Source organism: Cupriavidus sp. CER-90 (assembly GCF_057652055.1).
Genome location: NZ_JBYGYM010000001.1, coordinates 1,862,836 through 1,885,319 on the forward strand (window position 1 = coordinate 1,862,836; position 22,484 = coordinate 1,885,319).

General features: G+C 68.6%; 19 protein-coding genes and 2 pseudogenes. 11 read left to right on the forward strand and 10 right to left on the reverse strand.

Annotation, left to right across the window (positions count from 1 at the left end; all coding sequences use genetic code 11):
• Positions 1-27 precede the first annotated feature (27 nt).
• Positions 28-1,287 (reverse strand): MFS transporter, encoded by a 1,260-nt coding sequence (locus AC24R4_RS08280; protein WP_487522713.1) that lies wholly within the window; start codon positions 1,285-1,287, stop codon positions 28-30.
• A gap of 111 nt (positions 1,288-1,398) precedes the next feature.
• Between AC24R4_RS08280 and AC24R4_RS08285 the strand changes: the two genes are divergently transcribed.
• The gene (locus tag AC24R4_RS08285; protein ID WP_487522714.1) at positions 1,399-2,343 is read left to right on the forward strand and encodes a LysR substrate-binding domain-containing protein; all 945 of its coding nucleotides are present in this window, start codon (positions 1,399-1,401) and stop codon (positions 2,341-2,343) included.
• Between the two features lie 26 nt (positions 2,344-2,369).
• Here AC24R4_RS08285 and AC24R4_RS08290 read toward each other — a convergent pair whose 3' ends face one another.
• Positions 2,370-2,726, reverse strand: a complete 357-nt coding sequence (locus tag AC24R4_RS08290) for an ElaB/YgaM/YqjD family protein (protein ID WP_487522715.1) — start codon at positions 2,724-2,726, stop codon at positions 2,370-2,372.
• 366 nt (positions 2,727-3,092) lie between these two features.
• Here AC24R4_RS08290 and AC24R4_RS08295 point away from each other — a divergent pair, with 366 nt between their 5' ends.
• Positions 3,093-3,542 (forward strand): hypothetical protein, encoded by a 450-nt coding sequence (locus AC24R4_RS08295; protein ID WP_487522716.1) that lies wholly within the window; start codon positions 3,093-3,095, stop codon positions 3,540-3,542.
• A gap of 35 nt (positions 3,543-3,577) precedes the next feature.
• Here AC24R4_RS08295 and AC24R4_RS08300 read toward each other — a convergent pair whose 3' ends face one another.
• Both AC24R4_RS08300 and AC24R4_RS08305 read right to left on the reverse strand, forming a co-directional pair.
• Positions 3,578-4,099, reverse strand: coding sequence for a MarR family winged helix-turn-helix transcriptional regulator (locus AC24R4_RS08300; RefSeq protein WP_153947070.1), 522 nt, complete (start codon positions 4,097-4,099; stop codon positions 3,578-3,580).
• A gap of 224 nt (positions 4,100-4,323) precedes the next feature.
• Positions 4,324-5,064 carry an SDR family oxidoreductase gene (locus tag AC24R4_RS08305; RefSeq protein ID WP_400397159.1) on the reverse strand — a complete coding sequence of 247 codons (741 nt, stop codon included), beginning with the start codon at positions 5,062-5,064 and terminating at the stop codon, positions 4,324-4,326.
• Between the two features lie 113 nt (positions 5,065-5,177).
• Between AC24R4_RS08305 and AC24R4_RS08310 the strand changes: the two genes are divergently transcribed.
• From AC24R4_RS08310 to AC24R4_RS08320, 3 genes are all read left to right on the forward strand, one after another.
• Entirely contained in the window at positions 5,178-6,101 is a 924-nt protein-coding gene (locus tag AC24R4_RS08310) for a LysR family transcriptional regulator (protein WP_487522717.1), read from the forward strand.
• Between the two features lie 40 nt (positions 6,102-6,141).
• Entirely contained in the window at positions 6,142-9,051 is a 2,910-nt protein-coding gene (locus tag AC24R4_RS08315; protein ID WP_487522718.1) for an HD domain-containing phosphohydrolase, read from the forward strand.
• 107 nt (positions 9,052-9,158) lie between these two features.
• On the forward strand, positions 9,159-10,376 hold the full coding sequence (locus AC24R4_RS08320) for a bifunctional alpha/beta hydrolase/OsmC family protein (RefSeq protein ID WP_487522719.1): 1,218 nt from the start codon (positions 9,159-9,161) through the stop codon (positions 10,374-10,376).
• Between the two features lie 22 nt (positions 10,377-10,398).
• On the opposite strand, the gene AC24R4_RS08325 is transcribed toward AC24R4_RS08320, so the two are convergent.
• Entirely contained in the window at positions 10,399-11,349 is a 951-nt protein-coding gene (locus tag AC24R4_RS08325; protein WP_400394753.1) for a LysR family transcriptional regulator, read from the reverse strand.
• Between the two features lie 93 nt (positions 11,350-11,442).
• Here AC24R4_RS08325 and dsdA point away from each other — a divergent pair, with 93 nt between their 5' ends.
• From dsdA to AC24R4_RS08350, 5 genes and pseudogenes are all read left to right on the forward strand, one after another.
• A complete protein-coding gene (gene dsdA, locus AC24R4_RS08330) occupies positions 11,443-12,771 on the forward strand; it encodes a D-serine ammonia-lyase (RefSeq protein ID WP_400394755.1) in 1,329 nt (442 codons plus the stop codon).
• 54 nt (positions 12,772-12,825) lie between these two features.
• Complete coding sequence (locus tag AC24R4_RS08335; RefSeq protein WP_400394756.1) at positions 12,826-13,806, forward strand: Bug family tripartite tricarboxylate transporter substrate binding protein; 981 nt, start codon at positions 12,826-12,828, stop codon at positions 13,804-13,806.
• A 74-nt stretch (positions 13,807-13,880) separates the two neighbouring features.
• Positions 13,881-15,356, forward strand: coding sequence for an amidase (locus tag AC24R4_RS08340; protein WP_400394761.1), 1,476 nt, complete (start codon positions 13,881-13,883; stop codon positions 15,354-15,356).
• A gap of 2 nt (positions 15,357-15,358) precedes the next feature.
• Positions 15,359-15,550, forward strand: a pseudogene (locus AC24R4_RS08345) (hypothetical protein); the annotation flags it as partial.
• 18 nt (positions 15,551-15,568) lie between these two features.
• Positions 15,569-16,483: an alpha/beta fold hydrolase gene (locus tag AC24R4_RS08350; protein ID WP_487522720.1), complete on the forward strand. Its 915-nt coding sequence runs from the start codon at positions 15,569-15,571 to the stop codon at positions 16,481-16,483.
• A gap of 123 nt (positions 16,484-16,606) precedes the next feature.
• On the opposite strand, the pseudogene AC24R4_RS08355 reads toward AC24R4_RS08350, so the two are convergent.
• The 3 genes and pseudogenes from AC24R4_RS08355 to AC24R4_RS08365 all read right to left on the reverse strand — a co-directional run.
• Positions 16,607-17,419: pseudogene (locus AC24R4_RS08355) on the reverse strand (YoaK family protein); the annotation flags it as partial.
• A 118-nt stretch (positions 17,420-17,537) separates the two neighbouring features.
• The gene (locus AC24R4_RS08360; protein WP_487522721.1) at positions 17,538-18,491 is read right to left on the reverse strand and encodes a tripartite tricarboxylate transporter substrate binding protein; all 954 of its coding nucleotides are present in this window, start codon (positions 18,489-18,491) and stop codon (positions 17,538-17,540) included.
• A gap of 93 nt (positions 18,492-18,584) precedes the next feature.
• The gene (locus tag AC24R4_RS08365) at positions 18,585-19,718 is read right to left on the reverse strand and encodes a TauD/TfdA family dioxygenase (protein ID WP_487522722.1); all 1,134 of its coding nucleotides are present in this window, start codon (positions 19,716-19,718) and stop codon (positions 18,585-18,587) included.
• A gap of 139 nt (positions 19,719-19,857) precedes the next feature.
• On the opposite strand from AC24R4_RS08365, the gene AC24R4_RS08370 reads away from it, so the two are divergent.
• Entirely contained in the window at positions 19,858-20,742 is an 885-nt protein-coding gene (locus AC24R4_RS08370) for a LysR family transcriptional regulator (RefSeq protein ID WP_487522723.1), read from the forward strand.
• Between the two features lie 176 nt (positions 20,743-20,918).
• Here AC24R4_RS08370 and mdcH read toward each other — a convergent pair whose 3' ends face one another.
• Complete coding sequence (gene mdcH / locus AC24R4_RS08375; RefSeq protein WP_487522724.1) at positions 20,919-21,842, reverse strand: malonate decarboxylase subunit epsilon; 924 nt, start codon at positions 21,840-21,842, stop codon at positions 20,919-20,921.
• Positions 21,827-22,483 carry a malonate decarboxylase holo-ACP synthase gene (locus AC24R4_RS08380; protein WP_400396440.1) on the reverse strand — a complete coding sequence of 219 codons (657 nt, stop codon included), beginning with the start codon at positions 22,481-22,483 and terminating at the stop codon, positions 21,827-21,829. The genes mdcH and AC24R4_RS08380 overlap by 16 nt, the downstream gene beginning before the upstream one ends.
• Position 22,484: the final 1 nt, after the last annotated feature.

Below are 22,484 nucleotides of genomic sequence, written 5' to 3' on the forward strand. Positions count from 1 at the left end.
CGTGCGGCGCGGATGACCGGCCTGGCTTCAGCGGCTGGCTGGCCGCGGAAAGAGCGGCCAGGCGCCGAGCGCCACCACGGCCGTCGTTGCCCAGACGACTGGCCATGAGGTCATCGCCAGCCAGTGCGGCAGCGCAAGGGGCGTGAGGAAGAAGCCGAAGAACACCACCGTGTTGGCCATGCCCAGCGCGGTGCCCGCCCGGTCGGCGCCGGCCATGGCCGCCAGTTCGGTGTAGCCGACGCCGTGCCAGGCGGATACCGCGATGCCGGCCAGCGCCAGCACCACCGGCAGCAGCGCCATCCACCGGCTGTCCGCCGCACTGCCGTGCACGCAGCCGGCCAGCAGCAGGAAGGCCATCGCGGCGATCAGCGTGCAGGCACGCAAATAGGTCCGGCGATTGCCGTGCCGGTCGGTCCAGCGGCCGCTCCAGATGCGCGTGAGCATTGCGCCGGCCTGGATCGTGACCAGCGTGGTCGTGATCGCACCCAGCCCGGCCTGTGCGTAGTCATGCAGAAAGATCGAGGTGAAGGTCAGCACTGCGAATTGCGGCACGCAAAGCAGACCGATGGCCAGCACGATGCGCCAGACGCCTGCCCGGCCGAGCGGGTTCGGGCTGCGCAGCTGCGCCGCGGAGGTGGCCTGGAAGTCGGGCGGTTCATGGAGCCAGCACCAGGTCAGGAGGGCGGAGACGCCGCACAACAGCGCGAGCCACCCATAAGCCCAGGTAAAGCCAACGGTTGACGCCAGCCATGGCAGGGTCAGCGCCCCGATGCCGCCGCCCATCGGCACGGCAGTCTGGCGGATGCTCATGGCAAGCCCGCGTTCGCCTTCGTGAAACCAGCGCATGACCGCGCGCCCACTGGCACCGTTGACGCTACCGCCCACCAGCCCGACCAGCGTCATGGCCACCACCAGCCATAACAGCGAGGGGATATGCGCGGCGGTCGCCGTCATGGGCGACAGCCATAGGGCCATCGCCAGCAGCGCCGCGCTGGTGGCGGCCAGTCCGCCCAGCAGCACCGGGCGGTCGCCCCAGCGGTCGGCGGCCACGCCCCACGGTAGTTCGGACAGCGCGGTGCCCAGGCCGATCGCGCCGACGGCCAGGCCGACTTGCGCGGTGTCCAGGTGGTAGCCCGTGCGCATCCAGACGGCGGTGGTCGGAATGCCGCTGACGGCGGCCAGTACGCTGGCGTTGGCCGCCACGCCGACGCCCAGTACCTTCCAGCGATGGGAAGGTGTCAGGCGCCGGGCTGGCGGGACGGGAAGCGGAACGGTGTGCGAGGACATAGGTGACAGGGGACTCCGAAGCTGTTTGACGTGATCCAGTCTGTCACCGAGAATTCATCCTGAAAATCGGAAAATTCTTCACAGTTCGTTCGATAAAACAGGATGGTTGCGATGTCCCGAACCAATCTCGATCTGGCTGCGTTGCGCAGCCTGCTGGCCGGCATGGAACTGGGCAGCTTTGCCCGCGCGGCGGATCGCGTGGGCCGATCCACGTCGGCCATCAGCGCCCAGATCCGCAAGCTCGAGGAACAGGCTGGCACGCCGCTGTTCCGCAAGGCCGGGCGCGGATTGGCGCTGACGGCCGCTGGCGAGGCGATGCTGGGTTACGCGCGCCGTCTGGTGGAGCTCAACGACGAAGCGGTCAGTGCGGTACGCGGGGTGGATCTGTCGGGCGGCATCCGCCTGGGGCTGCAGGAGGAATTTGGCGAAGGCCTGCTGCCCGAAGTGCTGGGCCGCTTCGCCCGCGCCCACCCACGGGTGCGCATCGAGGCGGTGGTGTCCCGCAATGCCGACTTGCTGGAGCGGATCGACAGCGGACGGTGCGATCTGGCGCTGGTGTGGGCCGACATGCATCCCGCCGTATCGGACGATGTGGCCGGGTACGCGATGGGGCACCGGTACGTGGAACGGATCGACGACGTGCCGATGTGCTGGGTCGGCGCCGCAACCGGCGCGGCGACGATGCCTTGGCAGCTGGGCGATGGCGAGCCGTTGCCGCTGGTGGCCTTCGACCGCCCGTGCCAGTTTCATTCGGCGGCGGTGGCCGCGCTGGACCGTGCAGGCATTCCGTGGCGCATCACGTTTTCGAGCCCGAATCTTGGCGGGCTGTGGGCCGCCGCCGCTGCGGGGCTGGGCTTGACGGTGCGCTCGCGCTACGGACTGCCCACGGGCGTGCGGGCGCTGCAGGCCGGGGAGCATGGCCTGCCTGCGCTGCCGTCGATGTCGCTCGCGATGGTGCGCGCGTCGGCCACGATGCCGCCCGAGGTGGAGCGGCTTGCCGACATCCTGCGCGCGGCGCTGCCCGGCACGCCGGTGCCGGACGCCCTGGCCGCCTGATTCAGCCAGCCGCCAGGGCCTGCGCGTCAGTCATCGTAGCGGTCGCCATGCCGGGCCGGCCGGCATAGCAACGCGCCCAGCAGGACGCCAATTCCCAGCGCCATGCCCAGCGCCTTGATCGGCTCCCGGTGCGTATAGTCGGTCACGCATTCCTGGCCGCGCGACACGCTGTCGCTGACCGATGCCTTGATCGACGCCAGCTTGTCCGTTCCCTGCGCGGCCTTCGCCAGGAAGGTCTGCTTGGCGGTTTCGATTGCCTCGCCGGTCAGGTTCGGCAGCTGGGCCAGAAGGTCATCGAGATCCTTGGCCAGCTGCCGGGTATCGGCCTGGAGCTTCTGCTGGGTGCTGGATACATTGGTGTCGTTGGGGTCAAAGGCGGCCATGGCGTCTCCTCGCTGGGTGCGTATGCGGAAATCTGCTGGCGCAGGTTTCATACCAGCGGCCAATGCACGGGCGCAGCGCGGCTCGCGGCCCTTTGACCCGGCAACCGGCAGCGCCGACTTACCGACGTTTGTAATTTGCGCCATGGCGCGCTGGGTGCGCTGGTGCGCTGCGAATATCGGCGCGTCCTGTGCCCCGCGGTGTATGAGAGCAATCTGAATCTGGCCGCGATGAGACAAATACGATTTCGGCTTTCTTGTCGCTGCGGTATGGTGGTCCCGTGTGATGAAGTCCGCCCAAAACGGAGCGGGCCACGACGGGCAACCTTTGTTCAGGGGTCAATCATGAGGATTCTTCGAACTGCCGCAATGGCAGAACACTGCGCCAATGACGCAATCGATGCGAAGCCGCACCGGGGCAGGTCGCGGGCACCGGGCGATGCGGGCGGGCCGCCACCGGGCCGCTACGGCGTGGCGGAGTGGGCGCCCGTTCTGGCGATGGTCGGCGCAGGCGTGACGTTCGTGCTCTACATCATGACCACGATCAACGCGTCGATGGCAGACAAGCTGGTTGCCGTGACGCGAAGCATCGAGCGCATCCATGTGCGTTTCGACGAGATGGACAAGCGGTTCAACGGTCAGCTGGCAGCCATGGACCAGCGTGATGACGGCAGGTTCGCTGCCATGGACAAACGGCTGGAACGCCTGGAAGTGCGAGCCGATCGGACCGACGAGCGGCTGACCAGGGTGGAGGCACAAAGGACAACGATGGACACGAAGCTGGATCGCGTCCTGGAACACGTCTCTAGGCGCCGCTAACTACGCCGGTGCCGCCGTGGCTGGCAACGGTGCTGCTATGCCTTGCCGGGGCCCGTGCAGATCCCGTGCAGCTTGCGCAGGCCAGCATAGAGGCCCTGCCGCTCCTCGGGCGTCAGCAGCCGGATCACGGAAGCCTGGCCGCGCCGCGCCAGTGGAATGACCTGTGCATGAAGGGCCGCCCCGGCTTCGCTGATCTTGCAGGACAGGCGCTTGCGCGGCGTCGTGCCCTCCGATTCCAGCGTGACGAGGCCACGGTCTTCGAGCAATCGCAGCGTGCGGCTGACCAGGGCCTTGTCCGACGTCGATTGCTTGACCAGTTCCGCGAAGGACATCGGCTCGCCGTGGGCCAATAGCGCCAGAATGCGCCATTCCGGCACGGTCAGGTCGAATTGCGTCGCATACGGCTCGGTGACGCTGCTGCGCAGGGCGGTCACCAGCTGGCTCAGCATGGTGGTCAGGAAGTCGTTGACGTTCAGCCCGGTGCCGGCTTCGTCGAGGTGCGACCAGGGATCGATGCCCTCGGTGGTAGCCGGAATGTGCTGGGTAGTGCTGGACATGTACGGGGCGCTAAAAAGGTATGCCGGGCAATTGCCCGGAAAACGCCTGCGATTGTCTCACACCGCTTGTTGTTCGCAACTTTATGGCGCCGTACGTGTTGCAACGGTCCCGCATGCGTGCGGGCATGACGGTCAATGGCCCCCCGACCGTCATGCGGAGGAGGGGCCATGCCTAGCGGAGCATCGATGTCGGCGCTTGCGCGCCGAGCGACCGAAGTTAGGCGTTACGCCGCGAAGCCGCCGTCCACGTTCAGGCTGGCGCCGGTGACGAAGCTGGCTTCCGGGCCCGCCAGATAGGCGACCATGCTTGCGATTTCATCCGGGTGGCCGTGGCGCGGCAGGGCCATCAGACCATGCAGCGATGCGGCGAAGTCGGAGTTCTCGGGGTTCATGTCGGTGTTGACCGGGCCGGGCTGCACGTTGTTGACCGTGATGCCCTTCGGGCCCAGATCGCGCGACAGGCCTTGCACCAGGCCCTTCAGGGCGGACTTGCTCATGGCGTAGGCGGCGCCGCCGGCGAACGGCATGCGGTCGGCGTTGGTGCTGCCGATGTTGATGATGCGGCCACCTTCGCCCATGTGGGACAGCACGGCCTTGCTGGCCACGAACACGGCGCGGACGTTGACGGCCAGCGTCTTGTCGAAGTCTTCCAGCGAGAAATCCTCGACCGCGCCCAGGAACAGCACGCCGGCGTTGTTGACCAGGATGTCGATCTTGCCGAAATGCACGGCGGCATCGTTGATGGCGTCGGTAAGCGCGGCGGCGTCGGCTGCATCGGCGCGATAGGCCCTGGCGCGGCCGCCGGCTGCCTGGATCGACTCCACCAGCGCCTGCGCGGCGGCGCCGGAGCTCTGGTAGGTAAAGGCAACGGCGGCGCCGTCCCGGGCCAGGCGGCGTACCACGGCAGCGCCGATGCCGCGTGCACCGCCGGTGACGAAGGCAACTTTGTTCGAGAGCGAGGTCATGATCGTTTCCTTGTTCAGTGAGAGTTGGTGAACGGAGTATGGTTGGTGGTATCCCCTACCGGTAGTCATAAATCCGGATCAACTTTTTCAACCGTTGGTATAAGCTTGCCGCCATGGAAGCCTTGAACCTGCTCGAATCGTTTATCCAGAGTGCCGAAACGGGCAGCTTTTCGGCTGCAGCCCGCCGGCTCGGCCTGACGCCCGCCGCCGTCAGCAAGAACGTCGCCCGGCTTGAGGACCACCTCGGGCTGCGGCTGTTCCAGCGCAGCACGCGCAAGCTCACGCTGACCATGGGCGGGGAGCAGTTCTTCCGGCAGGTATCCGACCCCTATTCCTCGTTGCGCGATGCGTTTGCCAGCGCCGCGCAGGAAGACGGCAAGCCGGCCGGGGTGCTGAAAGTCAGCATGGGCGTGGCGTTTGGGCGCGAATACCTGGTGCCATTGCTTGGCGAATTCCTGGCGATGTATCCGGCCATCGTTCCGGACTGGCATTTCGAGAACCGGAGCGTGGACCTGATTGCCGGCGGCTTCGACGCGGCCATTGGCGGCGGCATCGAACTGACCGAGGGCGTGGTGGCGCGCGAACTGGCGCGGACCTACGTGGTGGCGGTAGCCTCTCCCGCCTACCTGGCAGGCAAGACCCTTCCGAAGCATCCGTCGGACCTGTCCGCGTTCGACGGCATCGTGCGCCGGTCTGCCTCCACCGGCCGTCTGCGGCTGTGGAACCTGCGCAACCAGATTGGCGAGGAAGCCCTGGCCGAGCCGCGTACCCGGCTGATCTTCGACGACCCCGAAGCCATGGCCCACGCCGCGATGCAGGGGCTGGGCGTGGCGCTGCTGCCGATGCCGCATGCCGCGCCGTGGCTGGAACGCGGCGACCTGGTGCGCCTGGTGCCTGGCTGGTGTGCTGACAACGGCCCTCTGGCGCTTTACTATCCCAACCGCAAGCTGCTGCCGCCCAAGACGCGCGTGTTCATCGAATTCGTCGTCGATGCCTTCCAGCGCAAGGGCCTGGCGCGCAGATTCGACGGACGCTGAACTGTCATTTCACGAAGCACCCCACATCGGGAGGGGCTGTATGGCAACGGCAGTGCGACGGAGCGTGCGGCTCCATTTCCATCTCTGGACGTGGTTCGGCTCGCTGGTGCTGCTGGTGGGGGCGCTGATTTGCAGCATCAACTACGTGATGACCAAGGACGCGCTAGAGCGGTCGGTCACGGACACCACCCAGCGCGTCAGCCGCGAGAGCCTGGAGGAAGTCGAGAACCTGTTGCAGCCCGCCCAGATGGCGGTCCGGCTGCTCACCCACAGTTCGCTGGCCGATGCCAGGTTGTTGGCGCAGCGCAAGCAGCGCATGGCGCTGATGCGCGACGCGCTGGAAAGCTCGCCGATCCTGCAGGCGCTGTATATCGGCTACGCGGACGGCAGTTTCTTCTATATGCGCCCGCTGCGCGACGAGGGCGAGCGCGCCGCCTACAAGGCGCCGCCGCGCGCGGCATTCCTGGTGCAAAGCGTGGACCGCGACAGCGGTCGCGCAGTGGGTCGGTACTATTACCTGGCGCCTGACCTGGATCCGATCGGCGAGGCCGATGCCGCCGACTTTGCCGGGCGCTACGACCCGCGCACGCGGCCCTGGTACGCCTCGGCCATGGCGTCCGGAACGCTGGTGCGCACCGATCCGTACATGTTCTATTCCGACCGCGAATCGGGTGCCACGCTGGCCTTGCGCACCGCTGACGGGCGGGCCGTGGTTGGCGGGGACTTCCGGCTGGACGCGCTGGGCCAGCTGTTGAACCACGAAACGCTGACGCCGCGCGCGGTGCTGGCGCTGCTGGACCGCAAGGGCAAACTCGTCGCGATCAACCGTACGACGCCCGATTCCGTGGCCGCGCCCGATACGGTGATCATGGACCCGGCGGGTCGTCCCGAGGACTACGGCCTGGCCGTACTGACCGGCCTTGCCGCCAGGGTGGCGGCGCCCGGCGACCCGCAGGCCGTTGCCCACCCCATGCAGCTGGAACGTGCCGATGGCGAAGACTGGTACACGTCGGTGGACTGGCTGGACCCCAAGGACCCCAATTCGCTGCTGCTGGTGTCCGCCATTCCGCAGGCCGAGCTATTGCACGATGCCCGGCAACACGCCGCGTGGGGCATGGTCATGACCGGGCTGGTGCTGCTGCTGGCATTGCCGGTCACCTGGCTGGTCGCGCGCAGCGTGGCGCGGCCGCTGCAATCGCTGGCCGCCGAGGCCGACGCCATCCGCCGCTTCGATTTCGTGCGTCCCGTGTCGGTCCGCTCGCAAATTGATGAAGTGAACGATCTGGCCATGACGATGGACCAGATGCGCGGCACCATCCAGCGCATGCTGCACGTCATGGGGGCCGTATCGGCCGAGCACCGCCTCGACCGGCTGCTGCCGCTGCTGCTGCAGGAGACGCTGAGCGCCGCAGGCGGACAGGCGGGGGCGCTGTACCTGGCCGCCAATGAGGACGAAGGCCTGCGCCCCGCCGTGGGCTTCGACCGCAGTGGCACCGAAGTGACCACGATGAGCGAGACGCTGGCGCAGGACACCCTGGCGCTGGTGCGCGCGGCCGTGCGCGAAGGCGCGGCGCGCGCCGGCCATCTGACATCGGCCGACGTGGCCGCCGCGCGGCTCGATGTGCTGGCGGGTGCCGCGCCGGTACACGCCGCCGTCATTCCGCTGATCAACCGCCAGCAGGCGCTGCTGGGCGTCGTGCTGGTGCTGCGCGATACGCCGATCGAAGCTGCGCAGCTGGCATTTGCCAGCACCATGGCCAGCCTGTCGGCCGGCGCGCTGGAGGTGGGCGAGCTCACCACGGCGCAGCGCGACCTGTTCGATGCGTTCATCCGCCTGCTGGCCGGCGCCATCGATGCCAGGAGCCCGCACACCGGCGGCCACTGCGCGCGCGTGCCGGAACTGGCCAAGCTGCTGGCCCGGGCCGCCTGCGATGCCACCGAAGGGCCCTACCAGTCCTTCCACCTGACCGAAACGGAATGGGAGGCGCTGCACGTGGCCGCCTGGCTGCATGACTGCGGCAAGGTCACCACGCCCGACTACGTGATCGACAAGGCCACCAAGCTCGAAACGCTGTATGACCGTATTCACGAAGTGCGCATGCGCTTCGAGGTGCTGAAGCGCGACGCGGAAATCGCCTGCCTGCAGGCCGTGGCCGATGGCGAAGATCCGCAGGCCGCGCGCGAGCGGCGCGATGGGCTGCTGCGCCAGCTCGACGAGGAATTCGCGTTCGTGGCGGCGTGCAATGTGGGCGGCGAGCAGATGGAGGCCGGGGACCAGGCCCGCCTGCGGCAGATCGCCACGCGGACCTGGCGGCGCACGCTGGACGACCGGCTCGGCGTCTCGCACGAGGAATTGACCCGCCGGCACAGCATGCCGGCCGCGCCGCTGCCGGTCATGGAGCCGCTGCTGGCCGACCGTCCGGATCATCGGATCGAACGTGCCGCAAGGGACCAGATCGCCGACATCAATCCGTGGGGGTTCCGGCTTCGCACCCCCGAGTATCTCTACGACCGTGGCGAACTGCACAACCTGACGATATCGCGCGGTACGCTGACCGCCGAGGAGCGATTCAAGATCGAGGACCATATCGTGCAGACGCAGATCATGCTGTCGCGCCTGCCGTTTCCGAAGCATCTGCGCGACGTGCCGGAGATTGCGGGCGGGCATCACGAAAAGATGGATGGCACCGGCTATCCGCGTGGTCTCAAACGCGACCAGATGAGCCCGTTGGCCAGGATGATGGGGATCGCCGATATCTTCGAGGCGCTGACGGCTGCCGACCGCCCATACAAGAAGGCCAAGACGCTGTCCGAAGCCGTGGGCATCATGACCCGGCTGCGCGACCAGCAGCATATCGACGCCGAGCTGTTCGACCTGTTCATCGCGGCGGGCATCCATCGCGCCTACGCCGAACGCTACATGGACCCCGCGCTGATCGATATGGCCTGAGCCAGGCGCCAGGCGCCAGGCGACCGCGCCGATGGCGCGCCCTCACGCGAAGCCGGTGCGTGGACTATGCTTCGGGAGTTCGGGCAACGCGTGTCGAGGGGGCAGTGATGAGCGTCGAGAAAATCGAGATTCCCGGCAGTCAGGGCGGTACGCTGTCCGGCCGGATGGAGTGGCCCGATGGCCCGGTGCGCGCGCATGCGCTGTTTGCGCACTGCTTTACCTGTGGCAAGGACAGCCTGGCGGCCACGCGCATCGCGCGGGCACTGACGGCCCAGGGCATTGCCGTATTGCGCTTCGATTTCACGGGCATCGGGGCCAGCGAGGGCGATTTCGCCAGCACCAATTTCTCGTCGAACCTGGCCGACCTGGAGGCCGTGGCCATGTATATGCGTGCGCGCGGCCAGGCGCCCACGCTGCTGATCGGCCATAGCCTGGGCGGTGCCGCCGTGCTGGGCATGGCCCGTCGCCTGCCCGAACTGCGCGCCGTGGTCACGATCGCCGCGCCCAGCGATCCGCGCCATGTGCTGGGGCTGCTGGGCGACAACGTCGAGCGCATTCGCGCCGAAGGCGAGCTGGAGGTCAGGCTGGCGGGGCGTCCGTTCCGCATCGCGCGGCAGTTCATCGACGATGTTTCCCGTCACACGCTGCTCGACGAGGTGGCCCACCTTGGCAAGCCGCTACTGGTCCTGCAGTCGCCGACCGACGACACGGTGGAAGTGCAGAACGGCCTGGCGATCTTCGAGGCCGCCGCGCAGCCCAAGAGCTACGTGGCGCTGGACGGCGCCGACCACCTGCTGCAGAACCGCGCCGGCGCGGCATATGCGGCCAGCATGATCGCGGCGTGGGCCCAGCATTACCTGCCCACGCTGACCGAGGACGTCCAGGCCGAAATTCCCGAGCCGGGCGTGGTGGTGGTGGCCGAGCGCCATCGGGGCCGATACCAGCAGACCGTACGCGTGGGCGGCCATGCGTTCGTTGCGGACGAGCCCGCTGCGCTGGGCGGCGACGATGCCGGTCCGAATCCCTATGAGCTGCTCTTGTCGGCGCTGGGTGCCTGTACGTCGATGACGATGCGCATGTACGCCGAACGCAAGGCGTTGCCGCTGGAGCACGTGGCCGTGCAGTTGCGGCACGAAAAGATCCACGCGAAGGACTGCGCCAGCTGCGAGACCACCGTGGGCATGGTGGACCGGATCGAGCGGCGCATCGCGATCAGTGGCGAGCTGACCACGGAGCAGCGCGCCTCGCTGATGGCCATTGCCGACAAATGCCCGGTGCATCGCACGCTGGAGTCCGAAGTCCACATTGATACGATGCAGGCCTAGCCACCCGCGCTAGCCAGGCGCCCTAGCCGATTCCCAGCACACGCCGGCGCGCGGCGTCGAATGCCGCGCCCTCGGCCACTAGCCAGGCTTCCACTTCGGCCACCTGGGCGGTCTGCCCGTGCGCGCAGACAAAGTGGTACGACGCGTGGCTGCGCGCGTGGATGCCCCAGAGGTCCACCAGGCGGCCCGATTCCAGGTCTTCCAGCACCAGCGCGGAACGTCCCATGGCGACGCCTTGCCCGGCCAGCGCGGCATTGATGGCCAGTTGCGACAGGTTGAATCGCTGGCCGTCCGATGCGTCGGGCAGGGTCAGGCCGGCGTGGCGCAGCCAGCATTGCCATTCCTCGAACTCGCCGGCGCCATCCCACGGGGTTACGTCGTGCAGCAGCATGCCGGCGCGCAGGCCTTCGGGCGATCGCAGTTCGGGGTGCGCGTCGAGATAGGCGGGGCTGGCCACCGGGATCAGCCATTCCTCCAGAAACTGATGCGCCTTGAGGTCCGGATAGCCGCCGGGATCGAAGCGCACGGCGGCCTCGGTGCCGTCGCGCAGCATGCGCGAGCGGTCGAGCGCGTGGAATTCGCCATAGACGCGCAAGCCGATGTCCGGATGCTGGCGGAAGAAGCTGCCCAGCCGGGGCGTGAGCCACACCATCGCGAATGACGGCGAGCACGACAGCGCGATGGGCTGCTTGTCGCGCGGCCTGCGCAACTGCGTCAGCGTGCCTTCGATGGCCTGGAACGACTCGCGCAGCACAAAGCGCAGGCGCTCGCCTTCCGGCGTCAGCACCAGCGCGCGCGGCGTGCGCAGGAACAGCGGCCGGTCCAGCCATTGCTCCAGTTGCTTGACCTGCTGGCTGACCGCGCCCTGGGTCACGCACAGCTCGGCGGCCGCCTGGGTGAAGTTGCAATGTCGGGCCGCCGCCTCAAAACAGCGCAGCCAGCCCAATAATGATGCAGAAAGCGTATTGGCCATTAGTCAGGCTAATGCTCGGATCAGTACAAATGGTTTGTCACGACGGTGTAATGGGACAAGAATGAAGTCACCCCATCCGCTTTTCCTTGCTTCATGCCGACCGATTTTTCCATACTCCCGCAACAACTGCTCGCCGATCTGCAGGCCGCCCGCCCGGTCTTCTGGGGCAACCCCCACCGTAGCGACGCTGCGGCCGTACCCACCGTCGTGGAAGGGCGCGGCATTAGTCTAGCTGATGTGAAAGCGGCCCGGGCACGCTTCGACAGATTTGCGCCGCTGCTGGCGCGGCTGTTTCCCGAACTGCAGGGCAGCGCAGGACGGATCGAATCGGACCTGCTGCCCGCGCCGGCCATGCAGCGTGCGCTCCGTCTGCCCGCGTCGGCCGGCGCGCTGTGGATCAAGGCCGATCACAGCCTGCCCGTGGCCGGGTCGATCAAGGCGCGCGGCGGCATTCATGAAGTGCTGGAGTTTGCCGAGTCGCTGGCGCTCGAACACGGCCTGGTGACGCGTGACGCTGACTACGGCGTGCTGGCCGAAGCCCCGGCACGCGCGCTGTTCGGCCGCTACCAGGTGGCGGTGGGCTCCACGGGCAACCTCGGGCTGAGTATCGGCGTGATGGCCTCGGCGCTGGGCTTCCGTGCGGCCGTCCACATGTCGGCCGACGCCAAGGAATGGAAGAAGGCGCGCCTGCGGGCGCGTGGCGTGGCCGTGGTGGAACACACGGGCGACTATGCCGCCGCCGTCGCGGCCGGGCGCCGCGAGGCCGATGCCGACCCGTACAGCTATTTCGTCGACGATGAACGGTCGCTGTCGCTGATGCTGGGCTACAGTGCCGCCGCCCTGCATCTGCATGACCAACTAGCCGGGGCAGACGTGAAGGTCGATGCCGCGCACCCGCTGTTCGTCTACCTGCCATGCGGCGTGGGCGGCGCGCCAGCCGGCATCGCCTTCGGATTGCGCCAGCTTTATGGCCCGAATGTGCATCCGGTCTTTGTCGAGCCCACGCAGTCGCCGTGCTTCCTGGTGGAAATGCTGACGCCCGGCGCCACGGTGTACGACGTGGGCCTGACCAACCGCACCGAGGCCGACGGGCTGGCCGTGCCGCAGGCGTCGGCGCTGGCCGCGGAGGCCATGCGTGCGCTGCTGGCCGGGGTTTGCACCGTGGCCGACGACACCCTGTTTGCCGACCTCCATCGCGTGCGCGAAGCCGAAGGCTTGCGCATCGAGCCGTCCGCCGCGGCCGGCTTCAGCGGCCCGGGCATGCTGACCGGCACCGAAGCCGGGCGCGCCTACCTGTCACAGCATCATCTGGACGGCGCGATGGCCCATGCCACCCATCTGGTGTGGACGACCGGCGGCCTGTTCGTGCCGCCCGAGGAATACGCGCGCTTTGCCGAGCGTGGCGCGGCGCTGGCCGCCTGATAGTCCCCTGAACCGAATCCCGATCTGTCGATTGCATCGTTGCGGAGCTTGATCATGACCCGTTTGCCTTCCCAAATTGCCCACGCCGTCGTTGCGTGCAGCCTCGCAGCCGGTGCCTCGCTGGCGTTTGCGGACACGTTTCCGTCCAAGCCGATCCAGCTTGTGATTCCGTTCCCGCCCGGTGGCGCCACCGACGTGATCGGGCGCCTGGTCGGCAAGAAGCTTGGCGACAAGCTTGGCCAGACCGTGGTGGTCGACAACCGCCCCGGCGCAGGCACCATCGTCGGCGCCAGCTACGTCGCCAAGGCCGCGCCGGACGGCTATACGCTGCTGGCCAGCTCGGGCACCACGTTCACGGTGAACCCGCCCATCCACGCCAAGCTGCCGTACGACCCCGTGAAGAGCTTCGAGCCGATCGGGTTTATGGGCCGCACCGGTCTGATCCTGCTGGCCAACAAGGACCAGCCCGTCAGCAACCTGAAGCAGCTGGTGGCCGCCGCCAAGGCGCAACCGGGCAAGCTGACGTACGGGTCGTTCGGCAGCGGCACCACGGCCCAGTTCGCCGGCGAGATGCTGTTCAACCTGGCCGGCGTGAAGCTGCTGCACGTGCCGTACAAGGGCAGCGCGCCGGCCATGACCGACCTGATCGGCGGGCAGATCCCGTTCACGGTGGATACCGTGGCCGCCGCGATCCCGCAGGTGAAGTCGGGCAAGGTCAAGGCCATTGCCGTGACCACCGCCAGGCGGTCCGCGCTGCTGCCTGACGTGCCGACGGCCGCCGAAGCGGGCTATCCCGGCATCGACGCCGACACCTGGCTGGCGCTGGTGGCGCCGCGCGGCCTGCCGGCCGACGTGAAGCTGAAGCTGGAAAAGGCACTGGCCGACGTGATGGCCGACCCGGAAACGCGCAAGGCGCTGACCCAGGCGGGCTTCGAACCGCTGGATGGCAACGGCGCGGCGGTGTCCGCATTGATTGCGAAGGAACTGCCGCTGATGCGCGCCACGGCACAGCGTGCGAACATTACGGCCGATTGAGACGGCCTCTGGAGACAGTCGTGAACGAAGCACAGAAGACGCTGGTGGCGCGCCCGGCCACCGAGCTGCGGCGCATGATCGGCAGCAAGGAAATTTCGCCGGTCGAGCTGCTGGACGCCTGCATCACGCAGATCGGACAGGTGAACCCGTTCCTCAACGCGGTGACCGCCACCTGCTTCGACCGCGCCCGCGAAGAAGCCCGCGCCGCCGAACGGGCGGTGCTCGATGGCAAGCCGCTGGGCCTGCTGCACGGCCTGCCGCTTGGCGTGAAGGACCTGGAGGCCACGGCCGGCCTGCTGACGACGTACGGCTCGCCGCTGTACCGCGACAACGTGCCGGCCGAAGACAATGTGCTGGTGGCGCGCCTGCGCGCTGCGGGGGCCATCGTGGCCGGCAAGACCAATATCCCGGAAATGGGCGCCGGTGCCAATTCGCGCAACGACGTCTGGGGCGCCACGGGCAATCCGTTCAATCCGAACCTCAACGCGGGCGGATCGTCGGGCGGCTCGGCCGCCGCGCTGGCGGCAGACCTGCTGCCGGTCTGCACGGGCTCGGACACCGGGGGGTCGCTGCGCATCCCGGCCGCGAAGTGCGGGGTGGTGGGCTTCCGTCCGTCGCCGGGCGTGGTGCCGAGTTCGCGCAAGCTGCTGGGCTGGACGCCGATCTCGGTGGTGGGGCCGATGGGCCGCACCGTGGCCGATGCCTGCCTGCAGCTGGCGGCCTCCGCCGGGGTATCGGCCAGCGATCCGCTGACCTACCCGCTCGATCCGCAGTCGTTCCTGGCGCCGATGCCGGTGGACCTGGGCAGCCTGCGCGTGGCGTACACCGAAGACTTTGGCTGCTGCGATGTCGATGACGGCATCCGCCGCACGTTCCGCGAGAAGATCGCCGCGATGCGTCACCTGTTCCGCCGTTGCGACGCCATCGATATCGACCTGGGCGAAGCGCACCGCTGCTTCGACGTGCTGCGCGCGGAAAGCTTCGTGGCCGGCATGCGCGACGCCTACGCGCGCGACCCGTCGAAGCTGGGCCCGAACACGCGGGCCAACTACGAGATGGGCGCGCGCATGTCGCTGCTGGACAGCGCCTGGGCGCAAGCCGAACAGACGCGCATCCTGCAGCGGTTCCAGCAGTTGTATCGCGACTACGACGTGATCCTGTCGCCGACCACGCCGGTGTCGCCGTTCCCGTGGACGTCGCTCTACGCCGAATCGATCAATGGCGTGCGCCAGGAGAACTATTACCGCTGGCTGTCGCTGACGTACGTGGTCACGCTGACCACGCATCCGGCGCTGTCGCTGCCGTGTGGCCGCGATCACGCGGGCATGCCGTTTGGCCTGCAGATCGTGGGCGGTTTCCGCAAGGACCACGAGACGCTGGGCGTGTCCCACGCGATGGAGCAGGCATTCGCCGCCATGCCGTCGCTGCGCCGCCCGCTGCCGGACCTGGCCGCCCTCAAGCCGGCCGAGCCCGCGCTGACGTCGATCGTTACCGCGCCGCCGGTGCTCGACGCCAAGGTGAAGCAGGGCAAGGAAGCGTCGGCGGTCTAGGCCCGCTGCGCGATGGCTGTCGTGGACGGCCAACAGCCGACGCCGATACGCGGGTCGATGCTATCGTGGCGTTTTCGCGGATGGCGGCCGCCTTGGGGCCACGTCCGGTGGAAGCCGAGATCCACCCGGTGTTTGTGCTGCCGGCGGGCCAGGGCGTTCGCGCGGCGGACGCCGTGGCGGTGCTCGGCGCGTAACGGACAGGAGAGCGCAGGATGACGGATATGGCCGCCAGTGAAGCGGAATCGATCGACACCATTGCAGCCGCAGGCGCGCCGGATGTGCGCGAGGCAGCCGGGTTCGTGCACCGGCTGACGCAGTCCGGGCATATTCATTCCACCGATGTTGGCGGCTGCCGCATCGTCTGGCGCCGCTTTGGCGCGGGGCGGCAGGTGCTGCTGGTGCACGGCGGCCACGGCAGCTGGCTGCACTGGGCGCGCAATATCGAGGCGCTGGCCGCGCGGCATACGGTCTGGGTGCCCGACCTGCCCGGCTTTGGCGCCTCGGGCGATCCGGCCGATGGCGAGATGGCGACGCTGGTGGCTACCGTAGCGGCCGGCTTCGCGCAACTGCCGGTGGAAGGGCCGGTGGATCTGGTGGGCTTTTCGTTTGGCGGGTTGACGGCGTCCTACCTGGCCAGCGCACTGCCCAACGTGCGTGGCCTCGCGCTGATGGGGCCCGGCGGCCACGGCGGCGTGCGGCGCCAGACCATCGACCTGGTGGACTGGCGGCGTGCCGGCGATGCCGCCGCGCTGACCGGGGCGATGCGTCACAACGTGGCGGCGTTCATGATCGCGGACCCCGACAAGATCGATGCGCTGGCGCTGCTGGCCTATACCGAGTCGTGCCGGCACACGCGTTTTCGCAGCAAGCAGATTTCCCGTGCGGGCGGCCTGGCCGCCGCGCTGGACCGCTTTCAGGCCCAGACCCAGGCCGGTGGCCGCGTACTGATCGCCTACGGCGAACACGATGTGACGGCCGACCCGTCGGCCGTGCTGGCGGCATTGGTCGATGGCCGGCCACACCGGCAGGGCGTGGTGATCGATGGCGCCGGCCACTGGGTCCAGTACGAGGCCCACGACGCGATCAACACCTTGCTGCTGGACTGGCTGGCACGCCCGGCGGCCTGATCCCGTGGACGCCACCGATGCGCAGCGCCGGGCGCGGGGCCGTCCGGCCAACCTGCGCGACCTTGCCGAGCCCGGTCAGTCTCGAGGTGGGGGCGGCGGTCCGATGAACTGGCGTCGCGCGCCCCAGCGGCGCGCGCGCCTGACCAGGTGGTGCCGGTGGGCGCGCAGCAGGGCACGCGTCAGCACGTCGTCGGCCACCGGCATGATGGCGACGACCAGCAGCAATGCCGCCAGCGGCAAGGTGGCCGAATAGCCGATGGCGCTGAAAGCCTGCGCGCCGGCCAATCCCCCCAGGAAGAACAGACCCACCAGCACGGCCAGCAGCCGCAGCTTCTGCCGGTCGGCCATCACCGGCTGCGGTCCCGAGCGCGATCCAGCGGGCGCGCCGGATCGCGCCAGGCCATTCCAGTAGCACAGCTTGCCGAGTTCGATGCCGATGTCGGTGACCATGCCGGTCACATGGGTGGTGCGGATTTCCGCATTCGACAGCTTGGTGATCAGCGCATTCTGCAGCCCCATCATGAAGCACAGCAGCATCACGGTGGCGGGCACGAACAGCCATTCCATGTCGTCCAGGTGCGTGCCGAGCAGGCCGAAGCCCACCAGCAGCACGGCTTCGAACAGCAGCGGAATGGCGTATTCGCTGCGCAGCCGCGCACGGCGGGCCCAGTGGATCAGCATGGCGGAACAGGCCGCGCCGCCGATGAACGACGCCAGCGCGCCGATGCCGTTGAGCACCATGCCATAGCGATGGAGCACCAGCTCGTCGGCAATGGAGGACACCACCCCTGACATGTGCGAGGTGTATTGATGGACCGCCAGGAAGCCGCCCGCGTTGGCGGCGCCGGCCACGAAACACAGCACCCTGGCCAGCCGGCGGTTTGACACCGGGTTGCGGCGGTGGGCGGTCAGACTGCGCAGATACCCGAGTGGCATGGCGGCAAGGGCGGGGCGACGGAAGCCCCCATCATACGACCGCGCGGGCAGCGCGTGCATCCCGCTCGAGCACGGGCAGTTGCGCGCCGCATACAGGCGCTGCGGCCAGCGGAGTGCTTCAGGTCAGCCGCGTGTGTGTCACCGCCACCACCTTGGCCCATCGCGTGATCTCGCCCTGCAGGAACTGCGTGAACTGTGCGGCGCTGTTGCCAACCGGGTCGAGCCCCTCGCCGGTCAGCCGCTTGCGCATGGCCGGCGATGCCACGGCCGCTGCGGCGGCGGCTTCCAGTTCCTTGACCGTTTCGGGCGCCATGCCGGCCGGCCCGAGCAGGCCGTACCACGACCGATAATCGAAATTCGGGATCACATCGGCAATCGGCGGCAGGTTCGGAAACGCCGGCAGCCGCTGCGGGCAGCTGACCCCCAGCCCCTTGATCTTGCCGGCCTGCAGCAGCGGCTGCACGGTGGCCACATTGCCCAGCAGCAGGTCTGCCTGGCTGCCCACGACGTCGGCCACGGCCGGGCCGGCACCCTTGTACGGGACGCTGACGATATCGACGCCGGCCTCGTGCTTGAGCATTTCGCCGGCCAGGTGGTTGGCGCTGCCCACGCCGGCCACGGCCAGGCTGATCTTGCCGGGCCTGGCCTTGGCCAGCGCGATCAGCTCGCGCACATTGTTTGCCTCCAGGCCGGGGCGGGCCACCAGGATCAGCGGGGAGCTGGCAATCAGCGAAATCGGCGTGAAGTCCTTGATCGGATCGAACGGCTTCTTCTCGAACAGGGCCGGGTTGATGGCATGGCTGGTGAAGCTCAGCAGCAGCGTGCCGCCATCGGGCTCGGCCTTGGCCACCGCCACGGCGGCGATATTGCCGGCCGCGCCGCCACGGTTCTCGACGATAAATGGATGCTTGAGGCGCTGTTCCAGGTCGGCCGCCAGCGAGCGGGCGACGATGTCGGTGCCGCCGCCCGGCGTGGCCCCGACCAGCAGCCTGGTCACGGAGGGGGCGGCGTGAAGGTCGGGGGGCAACACCAGCGCCGCCGAGAGCAGCGCCAGAAAGTCGCGTCGTTGCATGGGTTGTCTCCGTTTCTCTTTTATGAAGCCGGCGCCTCGTCAGGTGGGCGCCGTGAGGGTACGTCACGGCGGCCGGCCGCCTTCTTTGCGATATCAGGCGGGGGTCGCCGCCGTGCTGGCGGCGGCGAGGTCTGCGGGGCTTGCCGGCCAGGGCATCAACGGCATGCCCATCGTGGCGGCCTGGCGTTGCTCGAAGGCATCGAATGCCGCGGTGCGGGCGCTACCACGCAGGCCGCCACGCACGGCGCCGGCGCGCACGTCGGTGAAGTAGACGGCCCAGTCGTCAGGTAGCGGCTGCGAACCGGGCACGGCCAGCCACAGGCGCAGCAGGTGACGCTTGCGGTCGAATTCCTCGTAGTCCTCGAAATTGGTGCGCGAATGCACGGTCACGTAGTTGTTCAGCAGCTGCATGTCACCCTGTTCGAGCTGCATGGCAAAGCAGAGCTCGGGATCGGTCAGCAAGGTGTCGAGCAGGTCGAGAGCCTCGATCTGCGCCGGGGTCAGGCGCGGCACGTCGTCGAAGTCGCGCTGCGCGGCCACCACGTTCTTGCGGTTGATGCGCAACGCGAAGGCGGTCGGGTGGCTGCCCAGGATCGGCAACGGGTAGTAGGGCGGCTGGGACGGGTCCTGCGCGCCCTGGTAGCTGTAGTAGAACGGCTGCTGCAGTACCGAGATCAGGTCGGGGCGGCGCTGGGCCACCGCGTCGCGCAGGGCGATCGAGCTGACCACCTTGCTCTCGCCGCCCGATTTGGCGGCGCGGCGGCAGATCAGGCCCACGATATCGCCCGAATCGGTATGGAAGTCGAGCCCCGCGTTGGTGTTGTAGCCGCGGCCGTTGGTGGTCTTGTAGGCCGCACCCACGTCGCGCACATCGTTCATGAAATCGCTGGCCCGGTTCTGCGTGCGGGCCACGCCCATATGCAGGCCCATGCCCCAGTAGGCCAGGCGGGTGTCGTCCTCGCTCCATCGGTCCACCGGAAAGCCCTTGACCAGGCACATGCCCCAGCGGCCCTGGGTCATGTCCACCGCGCGCGCCAGCGCCTGGCGGGCGCCGTCGTCGAGCGGGAAGTCGTCACGGGTCATGTCCAGCGGCGCCTTGCCGACGGCCTTGGCGTGGGCCAGGGCGTGATCGAAGCTGGCCACGTCGGCGGCCGTCAGGCGCAGGACCCAGGAAGTGTCGCGCTGGGCATCGGCGGCGCGCCAGGCTTGGGGGCGTTGTGCAGGCATCGGTATCGTCTTCTTTATCGGTTCAGGCCGGGGTTTGAGTGGGGCCGTGACAGCCTTGCGCCACATCGTGAAGCCAGTCTATGCTTGGCTGGCACCAAGAAAAAGTGATGTTGTTTGACGTCCTTGATAAGGAATGTTGATGAAGCTGGAGACCTTCGCCACGCTGGCGGCCGTGATCGAGGAAGGGTCGTTCGCGGCAGCGGCGGCCACCATGCACCTGACGCCAAGTGCGGTCAGCATGCAGATGAAGCAGCTGGAGCAATACCTGGGACAGCCGCTGTTCGATCGCTCCGGGCTGCAGGTGCGGCCCAATGCGCTGGCGCGCGAGGTGTCGGCGTCGATGGAAGGGGGGCTGCGGCACCTGAACACGCTGCGCCGGCGGGCCAGCGTGGCGGTGGAAGGCGCGGTGCGGTTCGGCGTGATCGAATCGATGCAGCCGGTGCTGCTGCCGGGTACGTTGCGCTACCTGCGCGAACGCTATCCGCGCCTGACGGTCAAGCCGCTGCGGGGCCGCAGCACGGGCCTGATGGAGATGGTCAAGGCCGGCCAGCTTGACGCGGCGGTGGTGGCGCGCCCCGAATCGGGCCGCGTGGCCAGCCTGCGCTGGTATCCGGTGGCGACGCGCGAACTGATGCTGATTGCGCCGCCCGATGCCGGCAGCCGCAACGAATCGCCGGCCGATCTGCTGGCCCGCTACGACTGGATCCGTTATGACCGGGCCACCGTGTCGGGCGCGATGGCGGCGCGCCACGTCCACGGACTGCTGCCGGACAAGCGCAGCGCGATGGAGTTCGACAGCGTGACGGCCATCGTGGCGATGGTCAGCGCGGGCCTGGGGGTGTCGGTGGTGCAACTGATGGACCCCACCGTCGTGGACCGCTACCCGGTGCGCCGCATCCGCCTGGGGCCGGACGCGCCGGTGCTGCAGATGTCGCTGGTGCTGCGCAAGGCGGACGAGGACAGCCGGCTGTTGCAGGCGCTGCGCGAGGCGGTGGAGGCCACGTTGAAAACGCCGCGCGACTAGATGCTGTGGTTTTTTGGCCTGTTGGTGGGGCGGAAGAGGGAAGGGGGCGTTGCGCGTCGCCAGGCGATATGTCGGCAAGCAGAGCCTCGGTGCCCTCTCCCCCGACCCCTCTCCCGCGTTGCGGGAGAGGGGAGTACCGTTATCACCCGGCCACGGGGGGTAGAGGAAAGCCGCGATCAGGCCGCTGCCTCGCGCGCCATCAGCAGCCGCACGCTGTCCGCGCGGGTGTCCGCCAGTGCCACCGCTTGCGGAAACAGCGGCTGGCACAGGCGGGTCAGCACATTGCCGGGCGGCATTTCCACCGCCAGCCGCATGTCGCAGGCGCGTGCCAGCAGCATCGTTTCATGCCAGCGCACCGGCAGCGCCATGTTGCGCGCCAGGTCTTCGGCAATGCGCGCCGGGTCGCGCAGTTCGCGCGCCGCGCTGGTGCTGAAGTAGCGCAGCGTCGGGCGGCGGCACGCGATGTCCGCAAAGGCCCGCCGCAGCGTCGCGGCGGCATCGTCGAGCAACGCGCAATGCGACGGCACCGCAATCGCCACCCGCTGCGCCGTGCGCGCGCCTGCCGCCAATGCCAGCGCCGCCACGCGCGCCATGGCCGCGTCCGATCCGGCGACGACCATCTGGGTGTCGGCGTTGTAGTTGGCGATATAGACCGGCATGCCGGGCCGATGCACATCGGCGACCACGGCCTCCAGCGGCCCTTGTTCCAGCCCCAGGATCGCGGTCATGCCAAAGCCCGACGGATAGGCGGCCTCCATCAGCCTGCCGCGCTGTGCAACCAGCCGTACGGCATCGGTAAACGGCAGCACGCCGGCCGTGACCGCTGCCGCGTAGGCGCCAATCGACAATCCGGCCACGGCATGGGCCTCGGCGCCATCGTCGAGCAGGGCGCGGGCGCTGGCCACGCCCGCCACCAGCAGGCAGAGCTGTACCGATACCGTGGACGCCAGATGCGCGGCATCGTCGTGCAGCAGGATGTCCGCGCGCAGCACGTCGCTGGCTTCGGCCAGCGTACGCGCCGCGGCAGGATGATCGGGCAGCGCATGGAGCATGCCGGGGCGCTGGGCGCCCTGGCCGGGAAAGGTCAGCAGGGTGGGCATGGCGCGCGCCAGGGGTCTTCGCAGAGCACGGGGCCGGTGTCGGTCTTCAGCAGCACGCGGCCCCCGGTACGCAGCCGCTCGCGCAGCGCAAAGGCGCCATACGGGGTGGCCACCTGGATGTCGAGCCGCACGGCATCGGTATCGGCATCGATCAGCGATTGCAGTGTGGCCAGCGTGGCGGGCGATAGCGGCGCGGAGGCGTCCAGCAGCAAGTCGATATCGCTTCCGGGGTGCAGCACGTCGATGCCGGAAGCCAGCGAAAAGCCGACGGCGCCCGTCACGCCCCACGGTTGCGGCAATGCGCCCAGCTGCCGGGCGAGCGCATCCAGCGCGTGCAGCGCCGGAATCTCGTCACGGCGCGGATGCAGGCGCCAGAAGCCTTCACGGGCGATGTCGAATGGCGAGACCACTGTCGCGCACTGGTTGGCGTCGATCCAGCCGGCGTGCCGCTGCGCGCGGGTGCGGCCCCGGACCCCTACCGGGATACGGGCCGGGAGGCGCCCGGCCGTGTCGCGGTCGCGCCGCACCACCAGCGGCGCCTGCGCCAGCCAGTCCGCATCGGCCCAGTCCGGCAGCGATCCCTCGGCGATGAACGCCGCGGGATCGCGCAGCCAGATCAGGTCGTGCGGCTGGAAGTGCATG